We start from the raw sequence: 20070 nt of genomic DNA on the forward strand, positions 1-20070 counted from the left end.
GCCCGGCGTGGTATCCAACTCAGAACAGCGTGATCGGCTTGACGATGTCGGCGTAGATGAGGAGGGCGCTCATGCCGCCGAGGACGAGGACGACGACGTAGGTGAGCGGGAGCAGGCGGGCGATGTCGACGGGGCCGGGGTCGCGGCGTCCGAAGAGCTTGGCGATCCGGCGGCGCAGGCCCTCCCAGAGGGCGCCGGCGATGTGGCCGCCGTCCATGGGGAGCAGCGGCACCAGGTTGAAGACGAGGAGGGCGACGTTGAGCGAGGCGAGGACGCCGACCATCGTCTGCACCTTCGACACGACGGGGAGCTGGTCGGAGGCGGCGATCTCGCCCGCGATCCGGCCGACTCCGACGACGCTGATCGGGCCGTTGGCGTCGCGCGCCTCCGAGCCGAACGCCGCCTGGGCGACGTCGATGAGGCGCTGCGGCAGGTTGAGGATCACATGGGCGACGCTGGTGATGTTCGACCAGACCGTCTCGGGCACCGCGGTGACCGGCTGCTGCGCGAGGGCCGACGTGGGCGAGATGCCGATGAAGCCGACCGTCTGCGTCTCGATCGCACCGGAGGCGTCGGTGACGGGGGCGCCGTTCGCGTCGGTCACCGCGACCTCGTTCTCGGCGGGGGTGATCGTGAGGGTCAGCGGGGCGCCGTCGCGCTGGACGGACACGCTGAGCGGGACGCCCGCGGAGCGCTGGATGATCGGGGTCAGGTCGTTCCAGGTGCTCACCGGAGTGCCGTCGATCGCCGTGATCGTGTCGCCCGGCAGCAGGCCGGCCGCGGCTCCGGGTGCCAGCGGGTCGTCGGCGGTGCAGGTCGCGGTCGCGCGCTGCGACTCCGGGACCACGCACTGCGAGACCGCGGCGAGGGTGCTGGTGCTCTGCGGGATCCCGATGCCGCAGAGGAGGACGGTGAAGAGGACCGTGGCGATCACGAGGTTCATGAAGGGGCCGCCGGCCATGACGATCACGCGCTTCCACACGGGGAGCCGGTAGAACGCGCGGTGGTCCTCGCCGTCGCCGATCGTCTCGGCGCTGGCGGCGCGGGCCTCGTCGATCATCGTGGCGTAGGCGCCGCGCCGGGGCTCCTCGAGCTGGGCCTCGGAGGACGCCAGGCCGTTGAAGAAGCCGGTGCTCGACTCCGTGGGCCGGTCCCCCGGGTGCTTCGGCGGGTACATGCCGATCATGGCGATGTAGCCGCCGAGCGGGATCGCCTTGACGCCGTACTCCGTCTCGCCGCGGCGCCGGGAGAAGAGGGTCGGCCCGAACCCGATCATGTACTGCGTGACCTTGACCCCGAACAGCTTGGCGGGGAGGAGGTGCCCGACCTCGTGCAGGGCGATGGAGAGGGCGACGCCGACGGCGATGATGACGACGCCGAGGACGAAGAGCAGCACGGATTCCACCGACACACTGTAGGCCGGGCCCGCCCGTCCACGCTGGGGTGCGCCTGCATGGATCCGATGAACTCCGCGGCCGAGCGGATCAGCGGAGCGACGTCCGCCGACACGGGTCCGCGGAGACGGAGCCCGTCCGGATGACCCCTGGTCAGACTCCGGCGATCCGCTCGTCCGCCGTGCGGCGCGCCCACTCCTCCGCCGCGGCCAGCGACTCGCGGGTCAGCACGCCGTCGACGCTGTGCGCGTCGACCACCGCCTCCACCGTCTCGAGGATGTCGAGGTAGCCGATCCGCCCGGCGTGGAACGCCTGCACGGCCTGCTCGTTCGCCGCGTTGAACACGGCCGGGTAGGAGGCGCCCGCCTCCCCGACGCGCTTCGCGAGCCGGACCGAGGGGAACGCCTCCTCGTCCAGCGGCTCGAACGTCCAGGAGTGGGAGCGGGTCCAGTCGAGCGGGACGCCGACCCCGGCGACGCGATGCGGCCAGTCGAGGCCGAGCGAGATCGGGAGCCGCATGTCCGGCGGCGAGGCCTGGGCGACCGTCGAGCCGTCGACGTACTCGACCATCGAGTGGATCACCGACTGCGGGTGCACGGTGACGTCGATCCGGTCGTAGGGGACGTCGAAGAGCAGGTGCGCCTCGATCACCTCGAGCCCCTTGTTGACCAGGGTGGAGGAGTTGGTCGTGACGACCAGGCCCATGTCCCAGGTCGGGTGCGCGAGCGCCTGCGCCGGGGTGACGTCGCGGAGGGAGGCGCGGTCGCGTCCCCGGAACGGCCCGCCGGACGCGGTCAGCACGAGGCGGCGGACCTCGCGGTGCTCGCCCGCGAGGAGGGCCTGGGCGATCGCGGAGTGCTCGGAGTCGACCGGCACGATCTGGCCGGGACCGGCGAGCGAGGTGACGAGCTCGCCGCCGACGATCAGCGACTCCTTGTTGGCGAGGGCGAGCGTCCTGCCCTCCTCGAGCGCCGCGAGCGTCGGGCCGAGCCCCACCGAGCCGGTGATCCCGTTCAGCACGACGTCCGCGTCGACCGAGCGGATCAGCTGCTCGGCCTCCTCCGCGCCGAACGCCGTGTGCTCGACGCCGAACGCGGACGCCTGCTCGGCGACCGCCGCCCGGTTCGAGCCGGCGGCGAGGCCGACGACCTCGAACCGCTCGCGGTTCGCGCCGATGACGTCGAGAGCCTGCGTGCCGATGGACCCGGTCGAGCCGAGGATGATGACCCTGCGCATCCGCCCATCCTGGCACGGAGCACCCAGCGCCTCCCGGTCAGCTGATGGCGAGGATGTCGACCACGAAGACGAGGGTGTCGGTCCCGCTGATCCCCGCGTTCTGGTTGCCCTGGTCGCCGTAGCCCTTCGACGGCGGGATGGTGACCAGCACCTGCGAGCCGACGGTCTGGCCGACGACGGCCTCCTTGAAGCCCTCGATCACGTCGCCGGTGCCGAAGGCGGCGGGAGCGGGCTTCCCCCAGCTCTGGTCGAACACCTCGCCGGTGCCCCAGACCACGCCCTGGTACTGCACGATCAGCTGGTCGCCGTCGGCCACGGTCGCGCCGCTCCCCTTCTTGAGGACGGCGAGCTGCAGGTCGGCGGGCGGGTCGGTCGAGGGGATGGTGACGGTGGGCGCCCCGTCCTCGGCGAGCGCCACCGTCGGCAGGCCGTCGACCGGGGGCTGCGGCTCGCCGTCGGCGGCGGTCGGCACGATCTGCTCGACGTCGATCACCATGACGATCGAGTCGGTCGCGGCGATGCCGAACTGGCTCTGCCCGGCGTCGCCGAACGCGTCGGCCGGGGGAACGACGGCGACGACGCGCGAGCCGACGGTCGCGCAGTTGACGGCCTTCACGAGGCCGGCGAGGTACTGGTCGGTGTCGACCTCGAAGGCCGCGCGGCCACCGGACGCGTAGCTGCTCGCCGAGAACTCGGCACCGCTCGTCCCGTTGTAGAGCGTGTAGTCGACCAGCACGGTGTCGCCCTCGGCGACCTCCTCGCCGGTGCCCTCGATCGCGACCGAGCGCTCGGTGACGTCCACGCTGACCGGGCTGGGGAACACGGTGACCGGCTTGGTGGCGAAATCGCCGCTGGTCTGCACCGCGGCGGTCGCCTCGCCCTCGGTCGCGCAGCCGAGCGGGGTGGCGGAGGCGGACGGCGCTGCATCCGGCTCCCCGGGGGTGCAGGCCGCCAGGCTCAGGGAGGCGCCGAGGACGGCGAGGATCGCGAGGGTTCTGCGCACAGGGGCACCTTTCGTGACCGGCGGCGGCCGGTGGACGTTCGGGGATCGCCTCCATCCTGCACGGCGCGCCTCGCAACGCGCTGGGTGCGGGTCCTCGAACGGTCCCAGGCCTACCATCGGGGAATGCGTGAATTCTCGGTCCCCCAGTCCCGAGAGCTCGTCACCGAGCTCCCCGGCCCGCGCTCCGTCGCCCTCCAGGAGCGCCGCGTCGCCAGCGTCTCCCGCGGCGCCGGGACGCTCGCGAACATCTACATGGACCACGCGTCGGGCGCGGTCCTGGTCGACGTCGACGGCAACCGCCTGATCGACCTCGGCTGCGGCATCGGAGTGACCACCATCGGCCACGCGCACCCCGCGGTCGCCGCGGCGGCCGCCGCGCAGGCCGAGAAGCTGACGCACACCCTCTTCACCGTCACTCCGTACGAGAACTACGTCCGGGTCGCCGAGAAGCTCGCCGAGATCACCCCCGGGGACTTCGAGAAGCACTCGATCCTGGTGAACTCCGGCGCGGAGGCGGTCGAGAACGCCGTCAAGATCGCGCGGAAGTTCACCGGCCGCCGCGCCATCGCGACGCTCGACCACGCCTTCCACGGCCGCACCAACCTCACGATGGCGATGACCTACCGCCCCTGGCCGGAGCGCGCGGGCATGGGCCCCTTCCCGGGAGAGATCTACAGCCTCCCGATCAGCTACCCGTTCCGCGACCCCGAGGGCATGACGGGCGAGGAGGCGGCCGAGCGCACCATCGACTACATCACCACCCACATCGGCGCGCAGGAGCTGGCCGCGCTCTTCGTCGAGCCGATCCAGGGCGACGGCGGCATCATCATCCCGGCGCCGGGCTACTTCCGCCGCCTGTCCGAGTTCTGCACCGAGAACGGCATCGTCCTCGTCGCGGACGAGATCCAGGCCGGCATCGCCCGCACCGGCACCTGGTACTCCATCGAGCACCACGGCGTGGTCCCGGACCTCATCACGACGGCCAAGGGCATCGCCGGCGGCTTCCCGCTCGCCGCCGTCACCGGCCGCGCCGAGATCATGGACGCCGTGCAGCCCGGCGGCATCGGCGGCACGTTCGGCGGCAACCCCGTCTCCACCGCCGCGGCGCTCGCGACGTTCGAGGCGATCGAGTCCGAGGGCCTGCTGGAGGAGGCGCAGCGGGTCGAGCGCCTGCTGCAGGCGCGGATCGGCGACTGGGCCGAGCGCTTCGCGGTCGTGGGCGAGGTCCGCGGCAAGGGCGCCATGTGGGGCGTCGAGCTCGTCCACCCGGGCACGAAGAAGCAGTACCCGGAGGCGCTCACCGCGATCCTGAAGCACGCCACCACGAACGGCGTGATCGTCCTCGACGCGGGCAGCTGGGACAGCGTGCTGCGGATCATGCCGAGCGTGGTCATCAGCGAGGAGCTCATCGACGACGCTGCGACGGTCATCGAGGAGGCGCTCGCCCAGTTCGGCTGATCCGCCGCATGACCGGAGCGGCATGGACGCCCCGGTAGCTTCGTCGGAATGCGGATCGACGACGACCACGAGAGGCCGACTCCCCCGGGGATCGGCCTCTCCGCGCGTCTGGCGCGCCTGTCCATCGGCGGCGTCGGCCGGCTGGTCTACCGGCCGATCGTGGAGGGGCGCGACAACGTCCCGGCCGAGGGACGCGTGATCCTGGCGGCCAACCACCTCTCGTTCATCGACTCCCCGGTGCTGACGCTGCTCGCCCCGCGGCCGGTGCAGTTCCTGGCCAAGTCGGACTACTTCACGGGGACCGGCGTGCGGGGCGCCCTCTCGCGCGCGTTCTTCACGAGCGTCGGAGCCGTCGCGGTCGAGCGCGGCGCCGGCCAGGCCGCTCAGGAGGCGCTGGACCTCGGCCGGGCGATCCTCGAGCGGGACGAGGCGTTCGCCGTCTACCCCGAGGGCACCCGCTCCCGCGACGGGCGCCTCTACAAGGGCCGCACCGGAGTGGCGTGGCTCGCCCTCACCACGGGCGCGCCGGTGGTCCCCGTCGGCATGATCGGCACGCAGGAGCTCCAGCCGGTGGGCACGAGGGTGCCGCGCCTGCACCGGATCACGGTCCGCTTCGGGGCTCCGCTGGACCTCTCGCGGCACGGCTCCGCCGACTCCGGCCGCGCCCGACGCCACGCCACCGACGAGGTGATGGCGGCCGTCCACGCGCTCTCCGGGCAGGAGCTCGCCGGTGCGTACAACGAGTCGCCGCCGACGACCACGGTCGAGCGCATCCGCCGGGCGCTCCCGCACGAGCGCCGCTGAGCCTCAGCGCGCGGACGCCTCCGGCTCGTGGGAGACGGGGAAGTTCACCGAGTTGGCGATGAAGCAGAGCCGGGAGGCCTCGGCGTGCAGCGTCTGGGCGATCGCCACCATCGACTCCTCGGCGACAGTGACGCGGGGCCGGAGGGTCACCGAGGTGAAGCGGCCGCTCTCCCCCTCCTGCAGCATCGAGCCCACCGCGTCGTCCGTGTAGCCGGTGACGACGACTCCGTTCTTGACCGCCACGTGCAGGTAGGAGAGGAGGTGGCACTGCGCGAGCGCCGCGAGGAGCAGCTGCTCCGGGTTCCAGCGGTCGGCGTCGCCCCGGAAGGGCGTGTCGGCCGAGGCGAGGATGGGCGCCGGGCCCTCCGCCGTGACGGTCAGCTGGCGCCCGTACTCGCGGTAGCCGCTCGTGCCGGTGCCCCGGTCGCCCTCCCAGACGACGGACACCGCGTACTCGTGCTCGGACTTCATCGGGCTCCTCCTCGACGGCGGTGGATCAGGCCGGTCGCGCCGGTCTGGACCTCTGGACGCGGAACCCCCGCGGGTAGACTCCGAGGACCATGACAGACACGCTCGCCCCCCAGGTTCCCACGTCCGCAGTCCCCCAGGAGCGGCGCGTCGCGACCGAGATCCCCGGGCCGCGATCCCGGGCCCTGCACGAGCGCCGCCTCGCCGTCGTGCCCACCGGCGTCGGCACCGCGCTCCCCGTCTACATCGACCGCGCGCACGGCGCGATCCTGGTCGACGTCGACGGCAACAGCTTCATCGACCTCGGCGCCGGCATCGGCGTGACGACGATCGGGCACACCGACGACTCCGTCGTCGCGGCCGCCGCGGAGCAGCTCGCGCGCCTCACGCACACCCTCTTCACCGTCACTCCGTACGAGCCCTACATCCGCGTCGCGGAGCTGCTGGCCCAGCACACCCCCGGCGACTTCGCCAAGAAGACCGTCCTGGTCAACTCCGGTGCCGAGGCGGTCGAGAACGCCGTCAAGATCGCGCGCAAGCACACCGGCCGCCCCGGCGTCGCGGTGCTCGACCACGCGTACCACGGACGCACGAACCTCACGATGGCCATGAACTTCAAGGCGCTGCCCTACGGCCTGGGCTTCGGACCCTTCGCCAGCGACGTCCACCGTGCGCCGAGCTCGTACCCGTACCACGACGGCCTGTCGGGAGCCGAGGCCGCCCAGCGCGCGATCTCGTACCTCGAGAAGACCGTCGGCGCGTCCGCCCTGGCCTGCCTCGTCGCCGAGCCCATCCAGGGCGAGGGCGGCTTCATGGTCCCCGCCGACGGCTTCCTCCCGGCACTGCAGGAGTGGTGCACGGCCAACGGCATCGTCTTCGTCGCCGACGAGATCCAGTCGGGCATGGCCCGCACCGGCGCCTGGTTCGCCAGCGAGCACCTCGGCCTCGTCCCCGACCTCGTCCTCTCGGCCAAGGGCATCGCCGGCGGCCTGCCGCTCGCGGGCGTGACGGGTCGCGCCGAGATCATGGACTCGGCGCAGGCCGGCGGACTGGGCGGCACCTTCGGCGGGAACCCCGTCGCCGCCGCCGCCGCCGTCGCGGTCTTCGAGCGCATCGAGCGCGAGGGCCTCCTCGCCGAGGCCGACCGGATCGGCGCCCGCCTGGGCGCGGCGCTGCGAGGCCTGCAGGAGCGCTACGACATCATCGGCGACGTCCGCGGCATCGGCGCGATGATGGCGATGGAGCTCGTGCAGCCCGGCACCGCCGGCACCACGAAGGAGCCGAACGCCGTCGCGGTCCAGGCGATCATCGACTACGCCGCCCAGCACGGGGTCCTCGTGCTGAGCGCCGGCACCTACGGCAACGTGGTCCGCTTCCTGCCGAGCCTCGCCCTCACCGACGAGCTGCTCGACGACGCCGTGTCGGTCATCGCCGACGCGTTCGCCACCCTCTAGGCGCGATCCTCCGAAGGCCACCGCGGGCGCCGAGGCGCTCCCCGGTGGCCTTCGGCGTCTCCGGGAGCGCGGGACCGGTCGGCGCATCGGGCAGGATGGGGGGATGCCAGCAGGAACCTTCACCGTCGCCGAGTCCGTCGAGCTGGCCGTCGTCGAGCGATCCGGGTTCGTCGAGTCGCGCCACGCCGGCTCCGCCGTCCTCCTCGACTCCGAGGGCCGCGTCGCCCGCAGCCTCGGCACCCCGACGGCTCCCGTCTTCCCCCGCTCCTGCCTCAAGCCGTTCCAGGCCCTCGCGGTGATGACCGCCGGAGTCGAGCTGAACGGCGCGGAGGCGGTCATCGCCACCGCGAGCCACGCCGGCATCCCCCAGCACGTGGCGCTGGTGCAGAACCTGCTCTTCCGCGCCGGCCTGGACCACACCGCCCTGCAGTGCCCGGCCGACTGGCCCGGCGACTCCGGGACCCGCGCTCAGCTGCTGCGGGCGGGCGCGACTCCGGACCCGCTCTACATGAACTGCTCGGGCAAGCACGCGGCGATGCTGCTGGCCTGCGTGCAGAACGGCTGGAGCACCGAGGACTACCTCGAGCGGACGCACCCGCTGCAGCAGCACATCGTCGACACGATCGAGCGCCTCACCGGCGAGCGCGTCGTGGCCTCGGGGATCGACGGCTGCGGAGCTCCCGTGCACGCCCTTCCTCTGACCGCGCTGGCGAAGGGCGTCTCGCGGATCGTGTCCTCCTCCCCCGCCTCACCGTTCGGCCTCTACCGCCAGGCCGGCGTCCTCACGGCCGCGATCCTCGAGAACGCGTGGGCGATCGACGGCCCGGGCCGGGACAACACCGTCGTGATCGAGCGCCTGGGCCTGGTCGCCAAGCTCGGCGCCGAGGGCGTGCTCGTGATGGCCTCGCCCGACGGCACCACCGTCGCCCTGAAGATCCTCGACGGGAGCCTGCGCGCCGCGACCGTGGTCGCGCTGAAGCTCCTGGTCGAGGCGGACGCGGTGGACCGGACCGCGGCGAACGACGTGCTGGTGCGGCTGAACCCGGTCGTGTCGGGCGGCGGGCGCCCGGTCGGCGCGATCCGTGCCTCCTACGTCTGACCGCACCTCCCGGCACACCCTGAGCTACTGCTCGCGCGTGAGGCGCTTCGCCCGGGCCGCCGCGGAGACCTGCGTGATCACCACCACGAGGATCGCCAGGACGAACACCGCCGACGCGATGACGTTCGCCTCCGCCGGGATGCCGCGCGCCGCCGCGATGTAGATGTACTTCGGGAACGTGGTGACCGATCCGGAGTTGAAGTTCGTGATGATGAAGTCGTCGAAGCTCAGCGCGAACGAGAGCAGCGCCGCGGCGAGGATGCCGGGCAGCAGCAGCGGGAAGGTGATCCGCCAGAAGACCTGGTTCGGCGACGCGTAGAGGTCGCGTCCCGCCTCTTCCAGCTTCGGATCCAGGCTCGCCACCCGCGCCTTCACGGTGACCACGACGAAGCTGATGCAGAACATCGTGTGCGCCAGCACGATCGTGACCAGTCCCTTCTCGGCGCCCACGCTGAGGAACTGCGCGGCGAGGCCGGCTCCGAGCACCACCTCCGGAGTCGCCATGGGGAGGAACAGCAGCAGGCTGATCGCCGACCGGAACCGGAAGCGGAACCGCACGAGCGCGATGGCGATCATGGTGCCGAGCGCAGTGGCCAGCACGGTGGCGATCACACCGACCAGCAGGCTGTTCCCGAAGGCGGTCATCACCTCTTCACTGGTCCAGGCCGACACCCACTTGTCGAGGGTGAAACCGCGCCAGGCGAGGTTGCTCTTCCCCGAGTCGTTGAAGGAGAAGACGAAGGTGTACCCGATAGGGATGAGCAGGAAGAGCAGCGCCAGCGCCGTGTAGACGCCGAGCCCGAGGCCCCGGAAGCGGCGGCGGCCCCGGATCGGGGCGGGGGGCGGCGCGCCGAGCGCCTCCTGGGCGCTCGCGAGCGGACGGTCGGCCGTCGCGGTCACAGGAGGTCCTCCGTTCCACTGCGCTTCACGTAGAAGCCGACGATGACCAGGATCACGGCCATCAGCACGATCGAGAGCGCGGCGGCCGCCGGGTAGTTCTCGAGCGTGAGGAAGTTCGCCTCGATCGCGTTGCCCACCATCGAGGTCTGCGACGAGCCGAGGAAGTCCCGGCTCGCGTTGATGTAGTCGCCCGCCGCGGGGATGAACGTCAGCAGCGTGCCCGAGACGATGCCCGGCATCGACAGGGGGACGGTCACGCTCCAGAACACGGAGGCGGGGTGCGCGTAGAGATCCGACCCGGCCTCCAGGAAGCGCACGTCGAGGCGCTCGAGCGTCGTGTACAGCGGCATCGTCATGAACGGGATGAAGTTGTAGGTGATGCCGAAGATCACGGCGATCGGCGTCCCCGTGAGGTGGCCGTCGCTCGGCAGGACCGCCACGGCCTTGAGCGCCTGCACGAGCGGGCTCTCGTCCGCGAGGATCTGCTTCCACGCCAGCGTCCGGAGCAGGAAGCTGATGAAGAAGGGCGCGATCACCAGCGTGAGGAGCAGGTTCTGCAGCAGCGGCCAGGGCCGCGCCTTCACTCCGATGAAGTAGGCCAGCGGGTAGCTGATCACCAGCGCGAGCACCGTCGCGATCAGCGCGTAGCCGAAGGAGCGGAGCACGTGTGGCCAGTAGTCGCCCATCACCACGAGGTAGTTCTGCCAGGCGAAGCCGGGGGCGTACTCGCCGATGTCCCCGTCCGGCACCTCGGCCTGGAAGGACGTGAGCACGAGCGAGATCAGCGGCGCCAGGAAGAACAGCAGCATGTAGGCGATGCCCGGCAGCAGCAGGACCAGCGCGATCGTCGACCGCCGGCGGACCGGAGCGTCCTGAGGATCCGCCTGCCCCGTGGCGAAGGCGGCGAAGGCCATGCCTACGCTCCCCCGCTGCGACCGGCCAGGAGCCCCCGGCGCTGCACGGCGATGGCGCTGGTGGAGTCGTCCGCCTCGAAGCGCGGGACCGAGCCCGGTTCGTCCGCGAGTCCGAAGCCGTGCTCGGTGCTGAAGCCGACCCACACCTCCGCTCCCACGCCGACGACCGGCCCGAAGACCATGTTCTGCGCGAAGACGACCACCGGGCCCAGGCCCGGCATCCGGATCGTGTACTGGGTGCTGACCCCGCTGAAGGAGACGTCGACCACGCGGCCGGGCCCGAGCACGTTCCGGCCGGAGTCCGCCGGCGGCTCCTGCGTCAGCAGCAGGAGCTTCTCGGGGCGGACGCCGACCGTGATCTCCCCGCTCGTGCGGGCGCAGCGGGCGACGGGCACGACGATCCGGTGCCCGCCCGCGTCGACGGTGAGTGCGCGGTCGGTGCTGCCGACCACCTCACCCGTGAAGAGGTTGGACTGGCCGAGGAAGTTCGCGACGAACGCGGTGCGCGGGAGCTCGTAGAGCTCCTCCGGCGCGCCCATCTGCTCGATCCTGCCCTTGTTCATCACCGCGACGGTGTCGGCCATCGTCATGGCCTCCTCCTGGTCGTGCGTGACGTGGAGGAAGGTGAGGCCCACCTCCTCCTGGATCGACTTGAGCTCCAGCTGCATCTGCCGGCGGAGCTTGAGGTCGAGGGCGCCGAGCGGCTCGTCGAGCAGGAGCAGGGCGGGCCGGTTGACGAGGGCGCGTGCGAGGGCGACCCGCTGCTGCTGACCACCGGAGAGCTGCGCGGGGCGGCGCTGGGCGAGGTGGTCGAGCTCGACCAGGCGGAGCGCCTCGTGCGCCTTGCCGACGGGGTCGGCGATCCTCCGCCGCTTCAGGCCGAAGGCGACGTTCTCGAGGATCGACATGTGCGGGAACAGCGCGTACGACTGGAACACGGTGTTGACGGGCCGCTGGTACGTCTTCGTCTCGGTGACGTCCCGCCCGCCGATGAGGATCCGGCCGGCGGAGGGCTCCTCGAGCCCGGCGACCAGGCGCAGCGTCGTCGTCTTGCCGCAGCCCGAGGGGCCCAGCAGGGCGAAGAAGGAGCCCGCCGGGATGGTGAGGTCCAGGGAGTCGATGGCCGTGAAGCCCGGGTACTGCTTGCTGATCCCGACCAGCTGGAGGTCGGCGCCGCTCTCGGCGAAGGTCCCGATCGCCATCAGATGCCCAGGAGCACCTTCTGGAACTCGGCCTGGTACTCCTTCTCCTCCGCGGCGGTCAGGGTCCGGAACACGTGCGCCTGCGCGAGCGTGTCCTCGTCGGGGAAGATCAGCTGGTTCTCGGCCAGCTCCGGATCGATGCTCTCCATGACGTCCTTCGCTCCATCCACGGGGGTGATGTAGTTGACCCAGGCGGCCACCTCGGCGGCGACCTCGGGCTCGTAGTAGTAGTTCATCAGGGCCTCGGCGTTGGCCTTGCGCTCGGAGCCCATCGGGACCACGAAGGTGTCGTTCCAGAGCGCGCCGCCCGAGTCGGGGAAGGCGAACTCCCACTTGTCGCCGGCCTCGGCGTTGATCAGGGTGATGTCGCCGGACCAGCAGATCGCCGCGAGGGTGTCCTCGTTCTGCAGGTCGTTGAGGTACGCGTTCCCCTTGATGTTGCGGATCTGTCCGGCGTCGACCTGCCCGCGGAAGACGTCGATCGCGTTCATGTACTCGTCGTCGCCCCAGGAGCCGGCGATGTCCGTCCCCTGAGCGAGCATGATGAGCCCGATCGTGTCGCGCATCTCGCTCAGCACGCCGACGCGGCCGCGGAGCGACGGATCCCACAGCTCCTCGATGCTCGAGAGGCCCTTCGGCAGCTTCTCCCTGTTCCAGCAGATGCCCGAGAACCCCGCCTGGTACGGGAGGGAGAGCCGGCGGCCCGGATCGAAGTCGGGGTTCGCCAGCGAGTGGGTGAGGTTGGCGATGTTCGGGATGTTCGCGTGGTCGAGCTCCTGCACGTAGCCGCGGCGGACCAGGCGCGAGACCATCCACTCCGTCAGGCAGACCGTGTCGGCGCCGATGTACTGCCCGAGCGCGAGCTGGTCCTTCACCTTGCCGTAGTACGAGTTGTTGTCGTCGACGGCGACGTTGTAGGTCACCGCGATGCCCGTCTGCTCCTCGAAGCCCTGGAGCGTGGGGTGGTTCCCGTCGTCGTCCTCGTCCATGTAGGCGGGCCAGTTGTCCCACACCAGGCGCGGGTCGCCGGCCGATCCGTCGGCGGCGGCGGTCGGAGCGGCACGGGTCTGCGGGGCGCAGGCGGCCAGGGCGAGGGCACCCGCTCCGAGGCCGATCCCGCCGAGGACCGCCCGACGCGAGAGGACCGCCCGGCGCTCGCGCTCGTGCGAGCGTGCCGCGGCGACGGCCCGGCGGAGGACGGGATCCCTCGGGAGGGGACGGGTCATGGCGGGGGCTCCTGACTGCGTCGGGGCTCGTGCCTCGGGGGCCGAACGTGGGGAAATACTGGCACAGCGCTCATCCGCCTGTCACGGCGAACGGAGGAGAACGCTCATCCGGAAACATGATCGTCACGAATTCCGCACCCGGAGGCCGTGTCGACCGCCGATTCGGTCCCCGGAGGCCGTGCCGTCAGCGGGTGAGGGGCGGGCGTCCCGAGCCGCCGGCGGACCCGTCGACGCGCTCGACCGCCATCTCGACCGAGGAGAGCAGGATCCGGCTGCCGAGCTTCGCGCGGTAGCGGCGGCCGGCCTCGAGCGGGAGCGGCGCCTGGGTCGGCGCGACCAGCACGGACCCGTTGGCCGACCAGCGGTCCCTGACCCAGAGCCCGCCCTCGTCGAAGCCGAACTCGAGGTGGGTCTTGGAGAGGGATCGCGACGGATCCGGGATAGCGAGGATGTGCCGGAACGTCTCGTTGGGGTCCGGGAGCGGCTGGCGTCCGATCAGGCCGTTGCCGGTCACGATCGCGTGCTGCCCGGTCGCGAAGCTGAGGCGCACGAGCCCCTGCGAGGGCGGCGCCATCGGTGCGCCGGGGGCGGGACGCCGGTGCCGGCCGGGGGCCAGGCCCGGCAGCCAGGCACGGCGGGACGGGTCGAGGACCGTCGTGTCGCCGGAGGACGAGGGGCGGGACGAACCCGTCGTGGCATGCGCCGCCACCGACGAACCGCACTCGCCGCAGAGGATCGCCCCGGGAGCGAGGTTGGAGCCACACGTGCTGCAGATCACCGAGAACGCCCTTCCGCTCACCATCGTACCCAGCGCCGGCGCGGGGAGCCCCGAGCCGGCCGAACCCGACGCGAACCGGCAGGCGCAGGACCGTCGTACGGCCGTTCGGCGTGTGCGGGCGGTCCGGCGGCACCGCCACCGCGGCCGTCCCATGCCGGAGCGCTGCTCGTCAGACCGGTGCGCCGGCCTCCTCGTCGCCGGTGACCGCGAGGACGTCGACGACGATCACGGTGACGTTGTCGCGCCCGCCGTTGTCCAGCGCGGCGTCGACCAGGGCGTCGGCCGCCTCCTGAGCGGAGCCGGTGCCGCTGAGCAGGTGGCCGACGCCGGCATCGGTCAGCTCCTTCGTGAGTCCGTCCGAGCAGATCAGCAGACGCGATCCGGCGAGGACGGGCACGAGCCGGTAGTCGGGGACGGGCGCCTCGTGGAAGCCGACCGCGCGGGTGATCACGTTGCTGTGCGGATGCACGTCGGCCTCGTCGCGGGAGATCAGGCCCGCGTCGACCAGCTCCTGGACGATGGAGTGGTCCACGGTGAGCTGCACGAGGGTCCCGGCGACGCTCAGGTACACGCGCGAGTCGCCGATGTTGAAGACGGACCAGTAGGGCTCTCCCCCGACCACCGTGAGCGCGATCCCGGTGACCGTGGTCCCGGTGCCGACGTCGGCCGTGTGCGACTGCCGGGCGATGTCCCCGACCGCCTCCCGAAGCGCCCGGTCGATCTCCTCCGCTCCGACGGTCGCGCCGAGCGCCGCGGTGGACAGGCGCGACACGACCGCGTCGCTGGCGACCTCTCCTGCCGCGTGCCCGCCCATCCCGTCGGCGACAGCGAAGAGCGGGCTCTTGGCGAGGTAGCTGTCCTCGTTCGCGCTGCGCACGTGGCCGGTCTCGGTGCGCGCGGCCCAGCCGAGGGTCACTTCGGCCGAGGGCGCGTCGGAGCTCCAGGCGGAGACGGGGACGGTGACGGACGCGCGGCTGCGGCCGATCTGCGTCATCGCTGCTCCTCGCATCCCCGTGGCCCGCGCCCGTCCGGTCCGACGGCCCGTGACCGCCGGCTCCAGGGGTGCCCGGCCGCCTCCCGATGGTAGTCGCTGACGGCCCTCCGCCGAGCCGGCCGCCATCGCTGTCGCCCGATGTCCGTCGCGCAGACGGGACCACGCTTAGACCACCGGATCCGATGCCGGAGCGAGCTCCGACGTGCGGATCCACTTGCCCGGGCCCCCGTGGACTGCCAGAATCGCCGCATGGCCCCGTCTCGCCCACCCTCTCAGCGTCCTGTCCAGCTCGACGAGGTGTCGAAGGCGATCATCGAGCAGCTGCAGGCGGACGGTCGGCGCTCGTACGCCGAGATCGGCAAGGCCGTGGGCCTGAGCGAGGCGGCCGTCCGGCAGCGGGTGCAGAAGCTCACGGAGTCGGGCGTCATGCAGATCGTCGCGGTGACGGATCCGATGCAGCTCGGCTTCTACCGCCAGGCGATGATCGGTGTGCGCGTCACCGGCGACACCCGCGACGTCGCGGACCGGCTCGCCTCCATCCCCGCCGTCGACTACGTCGTGCTGACAGCCGGCTCCTTCGACATCCTCGCCGAGGTCGTGTGCGAGAACGACGACGATCTGATCGCCCTGCTCAACCAGGAGATCCGGTCGCTTCCCGGCGTGCTCTCGACCGAGACCTTCGTCTATCTGAAGCTCCACAAGCAGTTCTACAACTGGGGAACGCGGTAAAAGATGACCACCGAGACAGCCTTCTCGACCTCCGGCCTCGAGTCGGGCGATCCCGTCCGCGGGACCGACGCGCCAGGGGGGATCGACGACGCCTCCCTGCAGAAGAAGGCGAAGGACCACCTCTGGATGCACTTCACCCGTCAGTCGACGATGGACTCGGGCGCGGGCGTGCCGATCATCACTCGCGGCGAGGGACACCACATCTGGGACAGCACCGGGCGCAAGTACTTCGACGGCCTGTCCGGCCTCTTCGTCGTCAATGCGGGACACGGGCGGCGCCGACTGGCGGAGGCCGCGGCGAAGCAGGCGTCCGAGCTCTCCTTCTTCCCGCTCTGGTCCTACGCGACCCCCTCGGCGATCGAGCTGGCCGACCGGCTCGCCGACCACGCGCCGGGCGACCTGAACCGGGTCTTCTTCTCGACCGGCGGCGGCGAGGCTGTGGAGACGGCTTTCAAGCTCGCCAAGCACTACTGGAAGCTGCAGGGCAAGCCGGGCAAGCACAAGGTCGTCTCGCGCTCGGTCGCGTATCACGGCACTCCCCAGGGAGCGCTCGCGATCACGGGCATCCCCGGGATGAAGTCGATGTTCGAACCGCTGGTGCCGGGCGGCTTCCGTGTCCCCAACACCAACTTCTACCGGGCTCCCGAGCACGGCGACGACCTGGAGGCGTTCGGCCTGTGGGCGGCGAACCGCATCGAGGAGATGATCGAGTTCGAGGGGCCGGACACGGTGGCCGCCGTGTTCCTGGAGCCCGTGCAGAACTCGGGCGGCTGCTTCCCGCCCCCTCCCGGGTACTTCCAGAGGGTCCGCGAGATCTGCGACAAGCACGACGTGCTGCTGGTGTCCGATGAGGTGATCTGCGCGTTCGGCCGCATCGGGCACATGTTCGCCTGCGACGAGTACGGCTACGTGCCGGACATGATCACCTGCGCGAAGGGGATGACCAGCGGCTACTCCCCCATCGGCGCGACGATCGTCAGCGATCGGATCTACGAGCCCTTCCGCCACGGTCAGGTCGTCTTCCCGCACGGCTACACCTTCGGCGGCCACCCCGTCTCGGCCGCGGTCGCGCTCGAGAACCTCGACATCTTCGAGGAGGAGGGCTTGAACGAGCGCGTGCGAGAGAACTCGCCCGTCTTCCGGTCCACGCTCGAGAAGCTGCTCGACCTGCCGATCGTCGGCGACGTCCGGGGCGACGGCTACTTCTTCGGCATCGAGCTGGTGAAGGACAAGGCGACGAAGGAGACGTTCGACGAGGACGAGTCGGAGCGGCTGCTGCGCGGATTCCTCTCGAAGGGGCTCTTCGACGCGGGGCTGTACTGCCGGGCGGACGACCGCGGCGATCCCGTCGTCCAGCTCGCGCCGCCGCTCACCATCGGCCCGCGCGAGTTCGACGAGATCGAGCAGATCCTCCGGAGCGTGCTCACCGAGGCCTGGTCGCGGCTCTAGCGCCCTCACGCGGCGCGCTCCCGCCGATCGGCGGCGAGTGCGGCCGCGACCCGGCGCGCACCTGCGTGGTGCGGATCGAGAGCGACGGCCTCGTCGGCGCGCCGTCCGGCCTCGTCGGCACGGCCCTCACCGGCCAGGATCCGCGCGAGGAGGACGAGCACTCCGGCTCGCTCGCTCGCGGGTGCGACGACGGCGGCACGGCGGAGCAGCGGGGCGAGCGCTCCCGCCGCGCCGGGGTCACCGCTCCGCGCCGACCGCAGCACGCGGTCCGCACCGCGGCTGCGCTGCACGGCCACGACGAGCGCAGCCAGGCCCGCAGGCCGGACCTCGGGATCGGGACCGGTGAGAGCTCGCCGGACGAGGTCGTCGACGCCGTGCAACAGCACGTCGGGCAGTTCGGCCCGCGGGTGGCGGTCGAGGAGACGGTCGACCGCGGCGGCCACCGCTCGCGGGTCGTCCCGGTCGCCGGCCTCGAGCCCGTCGTCGCGGCCGGACGACGGGAGCACGGCGACGCGGAGGGCGAGGCCGGGGAGCCGGCGCGCACGCTCCTCGAGGGCGGCGACGAGTCCCTCGCACGACTCCGGACCCGCCTCGCCGGGATGCACCAGCGCGAGTGCTCGCTGCACCCGCCCGAACCGGCCGAGCGCACCGAGGCTGGCCCGCGCGATCAGGGACGGATCCGCCCCCGATAGCTCGAAGCGGAGCGAGCCGCTCGGCGCGCCGGCCCGGAACGGGACGAGCACGAGGCTCGCCTCGGCCGCACCCCGCCGGGACCCGTGAGCGGCGTGGAACAGGGCGGCGTCGTCGGGTGAGGCCGGGACACGCGAGGCGGGAGCGGGGTGGAGGAGGAGCGCTGAGGAGGTCATGCTGCGATCCTGCCGACCCTCGCACCCGCCGGGAGCGACGGCCCTCGGGATCATCGGAAGGATCTCGAGATCGCCGCCTGTGGAGGGAGAGGTCCCATCGACACCGAATCGCCGGCGCACGGATGGCGCCCTCCGGCCCCCAGGAATCCCTCCACAGGAACCGATCGGCCGAGTTCTGCACCGGTGTCCGATTCCCGCCGGTCGGTGGGGAGTCCCGCGGATACTCTCGACGCATGAGAACGACTCCCCTTCACGTCCGACGGACGACGAGCCCCCTCGGCCGCATCGAGGTGGGCAGCGACGGCGATGCGATCGTCTCGCTCGCCATCGAGCAGGCCGGTCTGCTCCCGCACGAGCACCTCCCGGAGTCGGACCTCCCGGTGCTCCTGCGGGCCGTCGAGCAGCTGGACGAGTACTTCGACGGGACCCGCCGCTCTTTCGATCTGCCGGTCGCTCTGCGCGGCACGCCCTTCCAGCTCGAGATCTGGCAGCGGCTCCAGGCTCTGGGCTTCGGGGAGATCACCTCCTACGGCGCACTGGGCACGGCCGCCGGTCGCCCCCGGGCGGGCCGGCCGATCGGCGGAGCGGTAGGTGCGAACCCGGTGCCGATCATCGTGGGCTGCCACCGCGTCCTCGCGAGCGACGGACGGATCACCGGCTTCAGCGCGGGCGAGGGCGTCGCCACGAAAGCCTGGCTTCTCGATCACGAGGGGATCCCCCACCGATGAGCACGGCCGACGGACTCGTCGAGGGAGAGGACGGCCTGGTCCGCTGCGCCTGGAGCGGCGCGGATCCGGAGTACCGCCGCTATCACGACGAGGAATGGGGCACCCCGCTGCACGGAGATCGCCTGCTGTTCGAGAAGATCTCCCTCGAGGCGTTCCAGTCCGGCCTCTCCTGGATCACGATCCTCCGCAAGCGGCCGAGGTTCCGCGAGGCCTTCGACGGCTTCGATCCGGCCCGGGTCGCCCGGTACGACGACACCGATGTCGAGCGGCTGATGGAGGACAGCGGCATCATCCGGAACCGCGCGAAGATCATCGCCACCCGGGACAACGCCCGGGCCGTGCTCGCGCTCCTCGAGCAGAGAGGCGAGGGCGCGCTCGACGAGCTCGTGTGGTCCTTCCACGATCCGGACGTCGAGGACCGGGTGGTCCGAGCCGCCGACGTCCCTGCGACGACGCCCGGGTCGACGGCGCTCGCGCGAGCGCTGAAGGCCGCGGGGCTCCGCTTCGTCGGACCGACCACCGCGTACGCGCTGATGCAGTCGGCCGGAGTCGTCGACGATCACCTCACCGGCTGCTGGCGCCGACGCTGACGCCTACGACTCCGGCACGACGAGGTCGAGCTCTCCCGTGTGCCGGTTCTCGGCGAGCAGGAACCCGCGCCCGGCCGCCCACGCCGAGAGCTCGCCGAGTGACTCCGTCGCCACCCGGTCCTCCGCCAGCGCCCTGACGAAGCGCCCCTTGCCCTGCTTGTTGAAGTGGTTCAGCGACCGGAGGGCGCCGTCGGCCCCGCGCGAGCGGACGCGGACGAAGAACCGCCCCTCGCCCGCGGGAACCGGTCCGAGCGCCGCGTACGCCTCGCTCCGCAGATCGAGGACGAGCCCGTCGAGCGCGCTCAGCACCCGCCCGGCCTCCGCTGCCCACCAGCGCTTGAGCGGCCTCCCCGGGACACGGGAGTCGTGGGACAGACGGTAGGCAGGGATCAGGTCGAGGGCGCGGATCGGCCCCCAGAGCGCGGACTGCACGATCGCCGTCCGACCGAGCACCTCCCGTGCACCGGGATCGAGGCTGCGCGCGTCGAGCGCATCGAAGAGCACCCCGTCGAAGCGGTCGACCGCGGGGAGGCCTGCCGCGGTCGCGAGCGCCGCGTTGCGATCGATCTCGCCGAGCTGACGCGGACCGAGCTTCAGCGCCCGGGCCGAGAGCTCGCGGTCCCCGGCCAGCGCGATCAGCGCCTCCGCCAGCTCGCGCCGCTTCGGGTGGAGCTCGGGGAAGGCGAGCGACTCGAGCACGAACGGCTCGTCGCCGCCGTCGCGCTTCGTCTCGGACGGTGGCAGCAGGACGTGCACAGGACTCCTTCGGAGAAGAGGG

The 20070-nt window shown here is 71.7% G+C and carries 20 protein-coding genes; 8 read left to right on the forward strand and 12 right to left on the reverse strand.

Going from position 1 to position 20070, the window contains the following annotated elements; translation table 11 throughout:
• Positions 1-19: 19 nt before the first annotated feature.
• The 3 genes from C5C55_RS01645 to C5C55_RS01655 form a co-directional block, all read right to left on the reverse strand.
• Positions 20-1405 (reverse strand): RIP metalloprotease, encoded by a 1386-nt coding sequence (locus tag C5C55_RS01645; RefSeq protein ID WP_258062217.1) that lies wholly within the window; start codon positions 1403-1405, stop codon positions 20-22.
• 142 nt (positions 1406-1547) lie between these two features.
• Positions 1548-2630: a 1-deoxy-D-xylulose-5-phosphate reductoisomerase gene (locus C5C55_RS01650; protein ID WP_104232689.1), complete on the reverse strand. Its 1083-nt coding sequence runs from the start codon at positions 2628-2630 to the stop codon at positions 1548-1550.
• Between the two features lie 37 nt (positions 2631-2667).
• Positions 2668-3633 (reverse strand): FKBP-type peptidyl-prolyl cis-trans isomerase, encoded by a 966-nt coding sequence (locus C5C55_RS01655; protein ID WP_181067725.1) that lies wholly within the window; start codon positions 3631-3633, stop codon positions 2668-2670.
• Positions 3634-3756: 123 nt separating this feature from the next.
• Between C5C55_RS01655 and C5C55_RS01660 the strand changes: the two genes are divergently transcribed.
• Together C5C55_RS01660 and C5C55_RS01665 are read left to right on the forward strand one after the other, a co-directional pair.
• Complete coding sequence (locus tag C5C55_RS01660; protein ID WP_104232691.1) at positions 3757-5091, forward strand: aminotransferase class III-fold pyridoxal phosphate-dependent enzyme; 1335 nt, start codon at positions 3757-3759, stop codon at positions 5089-5091.
• Positions 5092-5139: 48 nt separating this feature from the next.
• A complete protein-coding gene (locus tag C5C55_RS01665) occupies positions 5140-5895 on the forward strand; it encodes a 1-acyl-sn-glycerol-3-phosphate acyltransferase (RefSeq protein WP_104223042.1) in 756 nt (251 codons plus the stop codon).
• 3 nt (positions 5896-5898) lie between these two features.
• Here the strand turns inward: C5C55_RS01665 and C5C55_RS01670 are convergent, their stop codons facing one another.
• Positions 5899-6366, reverse strand: coding sequence for an OsmC family protein (locus C5C55_RS01670; protein WP_104232692.1), 468 nt, complete (start codon positions 6364-6366; stop codon positions 5899-5901).
• An 89-nt stretch (positions 6367-6455) separates the two neighbouring features.
• Here C5C55_RS01670 and gabT point away from each other — a divergent pair, with 89 nt between their 5' ends.
• Positions 6456-7817, forward strand: a complete 1362-nt coding sequence (gene gabT / locus C5C55_RS01675; protein WP_104223040.1) for a 4-aminobutyrate--2-oxoglutarate transaminase — start codon at positions 6456-6458, stop codon at positions 7815-7817.
• Between the two features lie 103 nt (positions 7818-7920).
• Positions 7921-8916: an asparaginase gene (locus tag C5C55_RS01680; RefSeq protein ID WP_104223039.1), complete on the forward strand. Its 996-nt coding sequence runs from the start codon at positions 7921-7923 to the stop codon at positions 8914-8916.
• A gap of 24 nt (positions 8917-8940) precedes the next feature.
• On the opposite strand, the gene C5C55_RS01685 is transcribed toward C5C55_RS01680, so the two are convergent.
• The 6 genes from C5C55_RS01685 to C5C55_RS01710 all read right to left on the reverse strand — a co-directional run bounded on the left by C5C55_RS01685 (position 8941) and on the right by C5C55_RS01710 (position 14930).
• Positions 8941-9747, reverse strand: coding sequence for an ABC transporter permease (locus C5C55_RS01685; RefSeq protein ID WP_181067749.1), 807 nt, complete (start codon positions 9745-9747; stop codon positions 8941-8943).
• A 65-nt stretch (positions 9748-9812) separates the two neighbouring features.
• Positions 9813-10730 carry an ABC transporter permease gene (locus C5C55_RS01690; RefSeq protein ID WP_104232694.1) on the reverse strand — a complete coding sequence of 306 codons (918 nt, stop codon included), beginning with the start codon at positions 10728-10730 and terminating at the stop codon, positions 9813-9815.
• A 2-nt stretch (positions 10731-10732) separates the two neighbouring features.
• Positions 10733-11932, reverse strand: a complete 1200-nt coding sequence (locus C5C55_RS01695; protein ID WP_104232695.1) for an ABC transporter ATP-binding protein — start codon at positions 11930-11932, stop codon at positions 10733-10735.
• The gene (locus tag C5C55_RS01700; RefSeq protein ID WP_104232696.1) at positions 11932-13158 is read right to left on the reverse strand and encodes a PotD/PotF family extracellular solute-binding protein; all 1227 of its coding nucleotides are present in this window, start codon (positions 13156-13158) and stop codon (positions 11932-11934) included. Before C5C55_RS01700 ends, C5C55_RS01695 begins: the two co-directional genes overlap by 1 nt.
• Before the next feature lie 184 nt (positions 13159-13342).
• The gene (locus tag C5C55_RS01705) at positions 13343-13867 is read right to left on the reverse strand and encodes a hypothetical protein (protein WP_104232697.1); all 525 of its coding nucleotides are present in this window, start codon (positions 13865-13867) and stop codon (positions 13343-13345) included.
• A gap of 238 nt (positions 13868-14105) precedes the next feature.
• On the reverse strand, positions 14106-14930 hold the full coding sequence (locus C5C55_RS01710) for a PP2C family serine/threonine-protein phosphatase (protein WP_104225583.1): 825 nt from the start codon (positions 14928-14930) through the stop codon (positions 14106-14108).
• 249 nt (positions 14931-15179) lie between these two features.
• Here C5C55_RS01710 and C5C55_RS01715 point away from each other — a divergent pair, with 249 nt between their 5' ends.
• Positions 15180-15659 (forward strand): Lrp/AsnC family transcriptional regulator, encoded by a 480-nt coding sequence (locus tag C5C55_RS01715; protein WP_104223032.1) that lies wholly within the window; start codon positions 15180-15182, stop codon positions 15657-15659.
• A 3-nt stretch (positions 15660-15662) separates the two neighbouring features.
• The gene (locus C5C55_RS01720) at positions 15663-17108 is read left to right on the forward strand and encodes an aspartate aminotransferase family protein (protein ID WP_104223031.1); all 1446 of its coding nucleotides are present in this window, start codon (positions 15663-15665) and stop codon (positions 17106-17108) included.
• A 5-nt stretch (positions 17109-17113) separates the two neighbouring features.
• Here the strand turns inward: C5C55_RS01720 and C5C55_RS01725 are convergent, their stop codons facing one another.
• On the reverse strand, positions 17114-17974 hold the full coding sequence (locus C5C55_RS01725) for a hypothetical protein (RefSeq protein WP_104232698.1): 861 nt from the start codon (positions 17972-17974) through the stop codon (positions 17114-17116).
• Positions 17975-18207: 233 nt separating this feature from the next.
• Between C5C55_RS01725 and C5C55_RS01730 the strand changes: the two genes are divergently transcribed.
• Positions 18208-18702: a methylated-DNA--[protein]-cysteine S-methyltransferase gene (locus C5C55_RS01730; RefSeq protein ID WP_104223029.1), complete on the forward strand. Its 495-nt coding sequence runs from the start codon at positions 18208-18210 to the stop codon at positions 18700-18702.
• Positions 18699-19292: a DNA-3-methyladenine glycosylase I gene (locus C5C55_RS01735; protein WP_104232699.1), complete on the forward strand. Its 594-nt coding sequence runs from the start codon at positions 18699-18701 to the stop codon at positions 19290-19292. The genes C5C55_RS01730 and C5C55_RS01735 overlap by 4 nt, the downstream gene beginning before the upstream one ends.
• 3 nt (positions 19293-19295) lie before the next feature.
• Here the strand turns inward: C5C55_RS01735 and C5C55_RS01740 are convergent, their stop codons facing one another.
• Positions 19296-20048, reverse strand: a complete 753-nt coding sequence (locus C5C55_RS01740) for a YaaA family protein (protein ID WP_104232700.1) — start codon at positions 20046-20048, stop codon at positions 19296-19298.
• Positions 20049-20070 lie beyond the last annotated feature (22 nt).

This window comes from Rathayibacter sp. AY1C2, assembly GCF_002931195.1.
Lineage (GTDB): Bacteria > Actinomycetota > Actinomycetes > Actinomycetales > Microbacteriaceae > Rathayibacter.

Coding starts and splice junctions, on each gene's coding strand:
- C5C55_RS01650 (WP_104232689.1), bottom strand. CDS start 2,630: ATGCGCAGGGTCATCATCCTCGGCTCGACCGGGTCCATCGGCACGCAG.
- C5C55_RS01660 (WP_104232691.1), top strand. CDS start 3,757: ATGCGTGAATTCTCGGTCCCCCAGTCCCGAGAGCTCGTCACCGAGCTC.
- C5C55_RS01665 (WP_104223042.1), top strand. CDS start 5,140: ATGCGGATCGACGACGACCACGAGAGGCCGACTCCCCCGGGGATCGGC.
- C5C55_RS01670 (WP_104232692.1), bottom strand. CDS start 6,366: ATGAAGTCCGAGCACGAGTACGCGGTGTCCGTCGTCTGGGAGGGCGAC.
- gabT (WP_104223040.1), top strand. CDS start 6,456: ATGACAGACACGCTCGCCCCCCAGGTTCCCACGTCCGCAGTCCCCCAG.
- C5C55_RS01680 (WP_104223039.1), top strand. CDS start 7,921: ATGCCAGCAGGAACCTTCACCGTCGCCGAGTCCGTCGAGCTGGCCGTC.
- C5C55_RS01690 (WP_104232694.1), bottom strand. CDS start 10,730: ATGGCCTTCGCCGCCTTCGCCACGGGGCAGGCGGATCCTCAGGACGCT.
- C5C55_RS01695 (WP_104232695.1), bottom strand. CDS start 11,932: ATGGCGATCGGGACCTTCGCCGAGAGCGGCGCCGACCTCCAGCTGGTC.
- C5C55_RS01700 (WP_104232696.1), bottom strand. CDS start 13,158: ATGACCCGTCCCCTCCCGAGGGATCCCGTCCTCCGCCGGGCCGTCGCC.
- C5C55_RS01710 (WP_104225583.1), bottom strand. CDS start 14,930: ATGACGCAGATCGGCCGCAGCCGCGCGTCCGTCACCGTCCCCGTCTCC.
- C5C55_RS01715 (WP_104223032.1), top strand. CDS start 15,180: ATGGCCCCGTCTCGCCCACCCTCTCAGCGTCCTGTCCAGCTCGACGAG.
- C5C55_RS01720 (WP_104223031.1), top strand. CDS start 15,663: ATGACCACCGAGACAGCCTTCTCGACCTCCGGCCTCGAGTCGGGCGAT.
- C5C55_RS01725 (WP_104232698.1), bottom strand. CDS start 17,974: ATGACCTCCTCAGCGCTCCTCCTCCACCCCGCTCCCGCCTCGCGTGTC.
- C5C55_RS01730 (WP_104223029.1), top strand. CDS start 18,208: ATGAGAACGACTCCCCTTCACGTCCGACGGACGACGAGCCCCCTCGGC.
- C5C55_RS01735 (WP_104232699.1), top strand. CDS start 18,699: ATGAGCACGGCCGACGGACTCGTCGAGGGAGAGGACGGCCTGGTCCGC.